The sequence below is a fragment of the Sphingobacterium multivorum genome (assembly GCF_039511225.1).
Lineage (GTDB): Bacteria > Bacteroidota > Bacteroidia > Sphingobacteriales > Sphingobacteriaceae > Sphingobacterium.
In genome coordinates this window covers 310,000-321,498 of record NZ_CP154261.1, presented here as the reverse complement: position 1 = coordinate 321,498, position 11,499 = coordinate 310,000, and the positions used below count along the sequence as shown (strand labels likewise).

Genomic DNA, 11,499 nt, shown 5'->3' with positions numbered 1-11,499 from the left:
AACAACTGGCACACGAAAGCCGCAGTACAATGCACACTGGATAAATTGCGCAGCCGATAGACGGGGACGGCCAGAAAAAATGGCAGACCACAGGACGCCGGAATACCTTCTTTTGCAGCTAGACTTTTATACCTGTTTACTTAGGTTTAGTTTAGGGTTTAGTTAGGTTTAGTTTAGGTATAGTATAGGTTATAGCTAAGCAAACCCTAACTTAATACTAAGCTAAGTATAAACAAAAGCTAGACTAAGGAATAAGCAATCCTCAACTCTTTTTTATTTACTGGGGAACCATGGGTCATTTAGGGCAAACTAGGGTTACCCCCAGAGAAATCACAAAAATAATTGCTATTATCCAAGCCCTAGACAGATCCATCGAAGTGCTTATTGGACTAGTATTGGTCCCTTTGCCAGGCAATGGAACGTTACAAAAAAATCCCCCAGAAAGCTGCTTGCTCACTGGGGGATTTCAAAATCGGACATCTTATCCGGACATTTGGATTAAGCCGGGTTGTCTTTCCTTTGTTAAATCGAAAAACGATCATTAAACTTAGTAAGCATACGCTCTAAATTCTCCTAAATGGGTAGATAAAGACGTACCATTTCGTGATGCTGTCATTGTAATTCGAATATAACGTGCATTGACCGGTGCCACACTATAATCTTGCCAAGCCGCAGGGCTGTCTGCCGAGTTAAAGTTCAGATCTTTTCCAATCATCTTCCAATTCACTTTATCCAAAGAAACTTCAATATTAAATGTTTTGAACCCATTGGTATTATTATAACGTCGGATCATGCCAAAACGACCGAAAGCCTCTACCTTAGCCATATCGATGATAAACCAATGGGGGTATGGGGGTTCTCCATCAGACCAGGTCGAGTGCCAAAAAGTAGTAATATCACCATCAATTAAGCTCTCCGGTTTACCGTTCTTTTCGCCTTCTTCTGTTTCGACCGAAGATGCCGATGCTGACCAAAGTGCTTTATTCACCAATCCCAATGGATTTACCTGTTTTTGCTGGATGGGCGAGGTTAATCCTTCGGTTTTCAAGGTATAGGCAATCGCAGTTGCTTTACCTTGAACATCAAATGATAGTTTACCTTTCACATCTGTACTCTCTGCTAAAGTAGCGGTCTTCTTTACCCCATTTAACTCATATTGCACATTAACAGTAACTGGATCCTGCGTTTCATTGTCCCACGCTAAAACAAGATTATTCCCGTCGATATAGGGTACAACTGTTGGCCGGATCAACTTATAAGTTAACAAACCAGGAGCCATTTGGGATTTTCCGGTTGCCGTTCTCTTCCATTGGTCATCCTGAAATTTCAAGGAAAAATCTATCTTTTTTGTTTCATCGGTTAGATTCGAAATCGTCACCGTATCTTGCATATTGCCCTTCAGGTCTACTTCAAAAGATTTTCCCTCAACCGCATACGACAATTTCCCGGGGATCTCACGCCGAGAAGTATTCGGAAAGATAAATGTTACCCCGCCCGGAATAGCTTGTGCTGACACATTCGCCACTTTATAATCCGCCTCATATGCTCTTGGACTTAATGTGGTTTGTGTCACTTTAGAGCCGGTACCATCTGACGTAAAATACTGTAACAAAAAGCTATAGCTTTTCAATTCACTTAAATGAATGATTGTTGGATCACTAAACTTAGTAATATCCAATATTTTATCCGCAGCACCATCTTTATATTTGATCTGAGCTTTTACGACACGATCAGATAAAGTAGGCCAATGTATTTCTATATTTTGATTAAAGGCCGATACATAAGTCAAATTCGTTGGCTTTGCTGTTGGTCGTGTTTCAGTTACAACAGTTTCCTGGTTCCCTTGCTGTGGAAATACCAATTCCTCTTCTTTACAACTCCCAGTACTTAGCAAAAAAGCTCCTAAAATAGCATTAAATGCCCAGCTCATTTTAAAATTCCTTTTCATCGATAAATAAAGTTTATTCCATCAATATGATGGAGTTTAGTTGTGGTTAAGGCTTACTTAATAATACTCTATAAAGTAAACCTTAATCACGGATGGTTTCATAATCTATTTATTTTTGCTCAGACAGCAGAAATTCAACCTCGTATTTATTTAAAAATACTTGTCCTTCCAGTTTCCAGTCTTTTAAGGTCCGTACTTCCAACCAGTAAAATATCTGTGGGAAGAAGTCCGCTGCCTGAATAAATACGGCATTTTCACCCAAATCACAAGGCACCACTTCCGAAGTCATTCTCGATTGAAAAGCTCCACTAAGCCCCATTGCACTCTTGCCTGACACTTCGTTCTGAATCGAACCGCTTTCAGTAGGCGACATCTTCCAATAGCCTTTTAAAGTATTGGCAAACGAAGAGCTAGTCAATTCATCGGCAGAACATAAAGAATTTCGAATTTCATCTTGTGTAAATGCCTTATTAAATATAGATACATTCGACACATCAAAATCGACCAAGTCATAAGATATGTTAGGTCTATAACCGAAAATCAAAGGATCAGTCGTTTTTATATTGGCCACATTCATCCCTGATGTAGTTGTTTCCTGTGCTAGTGTGCCATTATTATAGATCTTGATATTAACCTGGTCATTGCCATTCGCTTTGATGACTGTAGTCATGGTATACCAGTCGCCGTTAACTTTCGCTGTCTGACAGGTCGCCTCCTTCACCCCATCACTGATCTTCACCTGCAAATCATTTCCCCAGGTATAGTACATCCATCCCGGCGTAGCGGTAGAAGTGTTTGAATCCTTACCAAAAATACCCGAATACCAGTAGTTATAGGTATTTGGCTGATAAGTCGATGAAATAATTGTGTTGTTCAAATTAAATCTGAAGCGGGCAGAAATTGTTAATTCTTTCGTCGTTGCCAAATCATAATCACTTGAATTCCCAACATTTCCACTTACTGCTCTTACCCCTAAAGGCTTGTTTCCAGTACCGTCGTATCCCCACATCCGAACATAGCTCATGGGTTTCCCGGTCAGCTCGGCACTTTTAAAGTTTTTATTCTGAAATATAGCAAAGGTATTCCGCTCTTGCAGCGTGTTACCACCGTATGAACGTCCAATACCACCATGATTTGATGTTACGACAATCAACCAGTCTTCATTTTGATAATTTTTGCGTGCAGCTAGTCCCTTCGTTATTTCGCCGATATACCCATCAATTTTCTTTAAGGCATCCGCGTAGTCACTGTTACTCACTGTAAAACCACCTTTTTTCCCTGCATCCAATAAAGATGTGAACTGTACGATCATAAAATCCGTATTTTTGGTATTAAACAGGTCTAGTACCTTTGTCTTTACGTCTTCGTCAGTCGCTCCATTATAGGTTTCATTTGCGCTAACAAGCAGTTTGTCATTCAATGCGATCGACCGTGATACGACTGTCGTTTTCAGCGAAGGCGCTATCGTTGAGATGCGATACAACATGGAAGGATAACCCGCCACATTCTTATGTGGGTCATCTTCATCCGGTTTAGGGATATAAGAATCATCATTAATTTGGTGATTGGAGTAGGTCACTCCACTCATCATCGTCATCCAAGCAGATGCATCACCGGTATTCTCATCAGCCAGTGCATTAAAGGTATACTTACTTGTCTTGATCAACTCAGCCATATTAGCTGGGACGCTCTTTTTTAATTCCTGCCCTACCAGCCCGTCCACAGAGATAAACAGCACTTTCCGTTTAACCGCTTGTTGCAGATTCTGCTCATAGTCTTCATACACCGCCGGCGGATTAGCATATTTTGTACAGCCAACCAATAACGACACCGCAGCTACGACAAGAACTAAGGCTTTCTTTATATTGAATAATCTTTTCATAACTTAAGTTTATATATCGTAAAACACCCCTAACTCGGCAATTGCAACATGTTCTGCTCCACCAGTATTTGGATCCGGGAACACAAATTTCACATACTGAGCCTCTACTAAATTTGGAAACGTAAACTCCTTCAATGCTTCATTCTGAGCAGTTGTCTGTGAAGTGCTAGCCAATGCAAATGCGCCCATATCCGTCCAATTTTTATTATCACGGCTGATATAAACTTTAACTTTTGTTGCGAATGTCTGTCCTTTTCTATTTTTATAATAAAATCCTTTGAATACATTGACTTCTTTCATATTCATTGTCAATTCTACAGGTAAAGTAGTCGGGATAGAACAGCCAGACCAGCAAGTATGCCAATAGGTATTTGGATCGCCATCAGTCATTGCACTGAATTTACCGGTACTCTCGTTTGTTGCTGTAGCGACATTTGCCGTAAATTCAAACAGACCACTTGGTAAGAAATAGCGCGGTTGCAATACGCCGTCGCCGCCCGTAAACGTCAAAGGATTGTATTCCCAGATAGACCTGTCCATCGGAGGATATTTTTCACGCATCTCGCGTTTGGCCGAGCTACTTACCGGAATACCCCAAGCAATAAAGAACCGATTAAAATCTTTCCCTGTAAAGTTACATAGCTGGCGATAAAAGTAATCCCGTTTGCCTTGGTCCAAAGAACTTGTAAAGTTTTCGTTGCGCGCTTTGCTATAGATATACGGGAAAAAATCCCAACCTGATTCTCCATTTTTACCCTTTGTCTTATCAAAGATTTGAAGAAAAGGTGTTAATCGAGCAAAAGGATCATCAGCGTCAATTCCCAATTCTTCAGGAAAATTGGAAAAGTTCTTCGCAGAGGTCAGCGCTGCAAATTTCAATGCAGCAGGAATTGACGTCTTTAATGCAGGATGAAAATCAATTCGTGAAGTCACACCGCGATTGCGCGCTGCGTTAAAAATAAACAGGTTGTTTGTCGTCTCGCCCAGATCCGACCAACTCCAGGCCCATGTTGCTTGATAATTGTGCCCGACCTCATGGTATGATCCCCATGAAGTTCCTTTTCTGATCGTGTTGGGATTTGTCAGTTCATCCAACCAATATTCATCTTCTTGCATCACCCATGGACTACCGCTATGCGCATAACCTAATGATGGGTGAATATCCATTACACCTCTTTCCCAAAATTCGGGATAACGATTGATGGGATTCGCTGCATCAGCAGACAACCCCATCCAATTATAATAATCTTTGACATAGGTATCGTCCCATAACCGTAGCGCTTCATCCACTTGATCCATTTTTCCGGACTGGATAAATTTAACGACGAGCGAGCGTGGGACAGAAAAAGCGACTCGTTGGCCTATAAGGTCCATCCAAGGAACATCCTGCGACAACACTTGTTTTTTCCAATCGGCAACAACAGATTTACCTAGAATAAAGTCTGTAGATTTGACAGCGCCAGCTACTTTAATGTTAACAGGTGTCGTGCTTGCTTTCTGATTAGTAATCCATATCGTTCCACCATAGAGGTTCTTGATGTAATTTGTTCCCGGGAATAATTCCTTTCTGGTGTACAGAATAGGATCTCTCCTTGGAGCATCTTTACCGGTGATGTTATCTGTATGCACTCCCACCTGCACGGTCATGCCAATAGCACCTTCAGGCACAGTAATCCGAATCACTTCGCCGGCAGGAGCATATAGTCCTGTCGTATATATTGGCGCAGGTGTTACACTAACTTTATATTCATAGGAGGTCACATATTTTCTATTCATCAACATAGAAATTGTGGTATCCTTAACACGAGTGACATTTTCTCCTACCAGACCCGGATATATCCGAGCTCTATGGTATAAGCTCTTATCGGCTTTGCCCATGGTTGTATCCGACTGTAGCGGCGTTTCTGTAGAATCTCCAGATTGATAACCATCTGGAAACTCAATACCATATTTACTGCAGGAAGAGGCACAGGCCATCAACCCAACAAATAATCCAAAAACTAAATATCTCTTTCTCATTAGGTCAAAATTTGGTTATTTTCTAATCTGTGTATAATTTGGCGTCCAACTCTTGCCGTCCAAATTCCATGATGATTCTACCGATACTCCCAGCCATTGATAGATCATAAAAGGAATATCCACGGCATTCGGCACTAGACGATAAAAAGATTCCTCAATTGGTGGCTGAAAAAACGGAACCAATTCATTGAAACTTGTCCAAGCAACAGGGCCTGTTAGTTTAAAGTTACCCGCTCCATTCCCCGTTTTTTCTGTCAATACAGTGGTATTGACATCGTCATATCCAGGCCAATATCCCTGAAGATTATCCCAGAATGGATATGTTTCATCAATATGAGTCACCCCTCCGTATCGCTTTACTTCTTCGGCCGAAAAGGCGCGATTATAAACTTGTACGTTACAGATAGAAATATTACAATCGGTATTCCCATTTCCAGGATTATATCCCAGTGTCAACGGGCTAGCATTATTTAAATTATTCCCATTAGCACTTACTTGTGAAGATTTACCAGAGACCGTGGCATTGGTTCCATCGGTGTAAACATAAACAGAATCCTTGCTTCCGCTGCGTTTAATAACGGCGGTCAGTGCATGCCATTCGCCATCATTTATACCAGGACCGAATGCCTGTCCAGCGATTGAGCTATTAAAACCCCAGTAATTTCCTTCTAAAAAGAAGTTCCAGCCTGCTCCAGTAAAGCCCTCAACACGTTTTGCAAAAAATATCGGGTAATAATACTCGGAATTGGCAACATTGTATTTCAAAAAGAGGGTCATCGTCCAATCAGTTCCAGTACCCATATTAAATTTATTCACATCAGCTAGTTTACCAACGACCTGATTATTGCTCGCATAGGTATAACGTGTTGCATTTGCTACAAAAGGAATATCTTTTGAATTTGGTCGAGGAACAATTTTCCGCGCAAACTTTGGCGAGTAGAACAATGTATATGTATCTCTTTTGCTATCACCATATGGTGTAAAATCGGTTACAGGATCTGTAGATACCCCACCCTGAGCTGAGGTGATAATCACGATCCAATTTTCTGTATTAAAGCTTGCTCTTTTTTTGATCGTTTCCCATAAGGATTGAACTTGTTTGTCCAAGATATTAATTGCAGCCACATATTTTGTGTCTGAAGCCGAATAGGCAGAAGATTTTCCAGCCTTATCCACCTCGGTCAAATGGATAACATTTAAATCCGATTCGGTATTTGCCAATGACGATGTTGCGACAGTGACTACCGCAGCATCATTACTTTCCACCTTAACTTCGGCATCTTTACCCAAGGCAGCACCATATTTTGTATCGGAGGTGAAGAGACTCGACTTACGGCTTGTCGCGTTTTGCTTCAACTTCGTGAAAATTGTCGGATACTTATTCAAGTCGATCGAGCTCAAATCCGTACCGACGACCTTATTTTTAGCACTATTAACACCCGTCAGCAATGCAGCTGTAACCGATTGATTGGTTACCTCAAAATCGGTTGTCGGATCTGCCAAACTACCATAGGTAACTAAACCATTGCGTGTCATCAAATCAATATTCGTAGGGGCAATATCCTGCATGGCTGGACCTGAAAGCCCATCAACAATCACCAATAGCACCTTATCACGGCTTTCGGGACTATCCTTCGCTTCATTAAAATTTTGCAGCAAATTGGGAAAATCCTTATTACAAGCACCCAATACCATTAAGGCACCAAGCGCTAGAGAAATATGTTTCAAAGTTTTAAAATACTTAATCATAACCAGTTTCATTTGTTGGATTAATTCTTGATTTCCAAACGGAAGAAGTTTCCTACTGTCTTTTGTCCAAATTGGAGAATATTCCCTCCTAGCAACAAGGCAGGTTCACCTACAGCGGATTTCGTCTCGACAACCTTAGCAAGGTCGCCGGTAAATGGTCCCAATGCATTGTATTTTTGCAGCAATTCGCCATTTTTTTCCAAGATCAATAAATTTGCCCTTGGCACACCCGCATAGCTTTGTTGCGTTCCGTCAATAATGATTTGTCCGTTATTCAATATCTGTGCATAATTGATAATTCCAGCACCAATATCCTTTAGAATGAAGGTTTCATCAACCGTTCCATCCATATTCATCAAGGCAATATTATTTACCTTTCCTGAAGCACCAGCACCTGTGAATATGCCCGAAACAGCTAATTTTTTCAACGTACTATTATAGCTTACCTTAAATAATCGGGTAATATTTCCTTTTAAAGTAAAGGTTTCATCCAATGAACCGTCTGATTTGATACAAGCAATTCCGTTGGCTGCCTTACCATTATAGGTGGTAAATGAACCGACGATGACAACTCGTTCATTATCTATCATGGCCGCATCCATAATCCGTCCATTGGCACCGGCATTATTCAGCGCAAATGTAGAATCCAAGGAACCATCCTCTTTCATGCGAATGATACTCTTCGCGGTCGAGATAATATATCTACGGGAGTCACGGGAAGAATAGTCGTAATCAATCTTATAATGCGATGTAAAGTTACCAACGGCAATCACCTTATTGTCAGCAGTCGTAAAAGCCCTAACAATCATATCGTTTACACCACCATTAAAGGCCGATACCGTATCCAATGAATTTTTGGGATCACTACCTGGATTGATCACTTCTACAATCATTGAGTCAATCTTACCATCATTATTGACACGAACAATGTTATTAACCGCTCGTTTTGCAAAAGTTCCCATAGCACCGGCAAAGATAAATTTACCATCACTTGTCTTTGCGATAGATCGCACAAAACCACCACCGAATGTCCCTTGTCCAAAATTCATATTAGTACTAGTCTTGCCATTCGCATCTATAAAATGTACCCCGTTGCGATAGACTTTTTTATCCACCGCTTCATTTTCGAAGTTATAAAAGGCCCCTGCCACAATAAAACCACCTGCATTCGGTAAAATATCATATACCCCACCTCGAAATCCGTTTACCATCCCATAGTTTTCGTCTACAGAAGTATTCCCCTCAATTTCCAGTCGTGGTCCATAAAAAATTTCTTCACCCACAACGATTTTGGCATTTCCGGAGGTAATCTGTGCTGGTATTCTAATCGTGACAAGTGAGTCTTTCGCAGAAACCACCTCTACCGCTGTGTTATTAACAAAGAAGTTGATCTGATTTAATTTTCCTTTTAGGCCTTTCACATAAAAATCCACCAATTCGCCAGGTTTGGCCACCCCTGGTTCTGGATAGTTGACATAAAACCCGACTCCCAGCGGTTCTTTACCTCCTGCATAGGGATCTGTTCCGGTTACGATATCCTTGTTACAAGCAGCACATGTGATTAATACTACAAGCAGGACAGCTATTTTGGTTATTAAATTTCTTTTCATAGTAATATCAGATCGTTATTTTATGGGAAGTACACCCAACAAGTAAGCCTCATCTGCAAATTCATAATTCTGAAATCCAAAGGAATGTTTCGAAAATTGCAGCACATGTAATACACCATTGGTCGGTTGAATATCCGATGTTGCTACCGGCGCGGTAATATAAGGGACAAAAAAATCCTTAATCTCATCGGGTACACTAATCGAATACGGAAAATTCAAATATAGTTGACGATAACCCGCATATTTAATGACCTGTGTACCCCCAGAACTTTCGTTCTTACTGACAACATCATTATAGAGCACACCAATATTCATATCGCCGCCAGCTAGACTCTTATACACCCCACCTGGAAAGGCTGCCAGATTCAGTGTATCGATCTGGCGATAATCTTTGGCTACATTCTTCCCTTTAAAAATATATCTGGACAGGTATTTTCTCCAAATTTCCGGTCTGATTTGCTCCAATTTGGTGATAGAATCCTGTCCTGAACGGAATAATGTCTGATTCAATAACCACACAGACTTTAAGATACAAGGATCAGGGGGAGCAAAGAAGGTTACTTCATCATTTTTCAGTACATCATCCAATTTGGCTACTTTCAACGCAACCATTAAGGTATCAAACAAATCTGGTCTTGATTCCAGATAATTCCAGATTGTACCATTAAACTTCGCTTCATAAATACCCGTATCGATATAATCTTCCTTTTTACACGCCGAAAACAGTGCAACTGCCATCAACAGTAAAAAAGTATATTTCCAAATCTTTTTCATGATCTATTCCTTTAGTTCCAGTAATTATTTAATTGCATATAGGGGTTATTTGTCAAAGCAGACTTATCAATTGGCCAGGTCCAACCACCCGAGTTAAAGGCTGCAACGGACATCGGTGCATAGGTGTACTCCGAATTAATGACTTTTTTCGTACGTACCAAATCGTAAAAGAAGTTTGCTTCTCCTAAGAGCTCTCTGACACGTTCCCACCAAATCGCATCTTTCAAATCATCCCCACTCTCCCGAATAGGAGCTGCTTTAGCACGCGTACGAATGACATTGACAACAGTCCTTGCCTCTTCATCCTTACCTAATTCAGCCAAGGCCTCTGCTCGTAATAAAATTGGGTCAGGATAGCGGAAGACCATTTGATTATCATCGGGATTGTTATCTTCGCCCTCTTCCATGAATACGTTTGAAAATTTGAGACATTGAAAATCTCCATTTGTCGCATAGATATCTTTATCAAACCAGTATACTTTACGCTGATCATCCACTGTCGGTGGATACATCTTTTCCATAAACTTTGGATCGTAATAGATATAGGACTTTGTGGTCACTTTATTTGGTGCATGGAGCACATAATCCGAGTAAGATGCCGACAGGTGAAAACTTTCGCCATAATTAAAGTTTTGCACAATCTCAAACAGACCTTCCTTTGTACGGCCTTTAAAGATCTCTTTTGTTCTGCTAAGGTCCAACAAAGCATAAGCGCCGCCATTTTCTTCCATCAGCTCTCTTCCTAGATCGGCAACTTTCTGATAAAGCACTGCTTTATCCTCCGTTCCTAGACCCGCAATCCACATATTAATATGCATATTAAGTGCGATTGCGGCCCCACGCATGGCCTTCACAGCCACAACAGAAGGATCATCATAAGTCCAAGGCAGGTCTTTATAGGTGGCATCCAAATCGGCCGAAAGGTTTTTTAATACGGTAAACATATTTGTCCGTGGCAAAGGATTGGTATTTACATCCGTATAATAAGGAACATCACCATACAAACGTACCATGAAAAAATAAGCTAAGGACCGTAGAAAAACAGCTTCTGCTTTATAAGATTTTTTCATATTCTCACTAAGGAATGGCATATCCTTATTTTCTATTTGATAGATTACAATGTTCGCATTCTGCACCATCTTATAGAAGTTATTCCATTGCGTTATTCTCGGAAAGCCAAAATAAGAGAAGTCATTTTGTCGAGCCATTAGACCATTCAGGTCATTGTTTTTAAGATAGCTGATGTAATCCCTTCCCGATCCACTTGTTGCACTTGTTCTGTTGGTCGGTGCGCAACGCAAATCGCCCGATGCTGGAAAAAAGATATTAGACATGGTTGCTTCCCGAAAAGTGGAATAGATCCCGCCCATATACTGATCCACATCTGCTTGTCTGGTCCAATAGTTATTTCCTGTCAATTTATCAATCTGTGTAATATCGAGGAAACCCTTTCCACAGGAGCCTAGCCCTAAAGAGGCTCCTAGTATAAATAGATATAATAATTTCTTTCTCATGTT

At 40.7% G+C, this 11,499-nt stretch carries 7 protein-coding genes; all 7 read right to left on the bottom strand.

Going from position 1 to position 11,499, the window contains the following annotated elements; genetic code table 11:
- Positions 1–547: 547 nt before the first annotated feature.
- Complete coding sequence (locus AAH582_RS01255) at positions 548–1,948, bottom strand: discoidin domain-containing protein (RefSeq protein WP_343321026.1); 1,401 nt, start codon at positions 1,946–1,948, stop codon at positions 548–550.
- Positions 1,949–2,057: 109 nt separating this feature from the next.
- Positions 2,058–3,830 carry an alkaline phosphatase family protein gene (locus AAH582_RS01250; protein WP_343321025.1) on the bottom strand — a complete coding sequence of 591 codons (1,773 nt, stop codon included), beginning with the start codon at positions 3,828–3,830 and terminating at the stop codon, positions 2,058–2,060.
- A gap of 9 nt (positions 3,831–3,839) precedes the next feature.
- Positions 3,840–5,849, bottom strand: coding sequence for a M60 family metallopeptidase (locus AAH582_RS01245; RefSeq protein ID WP_046673864.1), 2,010 nt, complete (start codon positions 5,847–5,849; stop codon positions 3,840–3,842).
- Positions 5,850–5,864: 15 nt separating this feature from the next.
- The gene (locus AAH582_RS01240) at positions 5,865–7,598 is read right to left on the bottom strand and encodes a LamG-like jellyroll fold domain-containing protein (RefSeq protein ID WP_343321024.1); all 1,734 of its coding nucleotides are present in this window, start codon (positions 7,596–7,598) and stop codon (positions 5,865–5,867) included.
- A 20-nt stretch (positions 7,599–7,618) separates the two neighbouring features.
- Positions 7,619–9,208 carry a DUF5008 domain-containing protein gene (locus AAH582_RS01235; RefSeq protein ID WP_046673862.1) on the bottom strand — a complete coding sequence of 530 codons (1,590 nt, stop codon included), beginning with the start codon at positions 9,206–9,208 and terminating at the stop codon, positions 7,619–7,621.
- A 15-nt stretch (positions 9,209–9,223) separates the two neighbouring features.
- Positions 9,224–9,982, bottom strand: coding sequence for a fasciclin domain-containing protein (locus AAH582_RS01230; RefSeq protein WP_053003653.1), 759 nt, complete (start codon positions 9,980–9,982; stop codon positions 9,224–9,226).
- A gap of 11 nt (positions 9,983–9,993) precedes the next feature.
- Positions 9,994–11,496, bottom strand: coding sequence for a RagB/SusD family nutrient uptake outer membrane protein (locus AAH582_RS01225; RefSeq protein WP_046673861.1), 1,503 nt, complete (start codon positions 11,494–11,496; stop codon positions 9,994–9,996).
- Between the last annotated feature and the right edge of the window lie 3 nt (positions 11,497–11,499).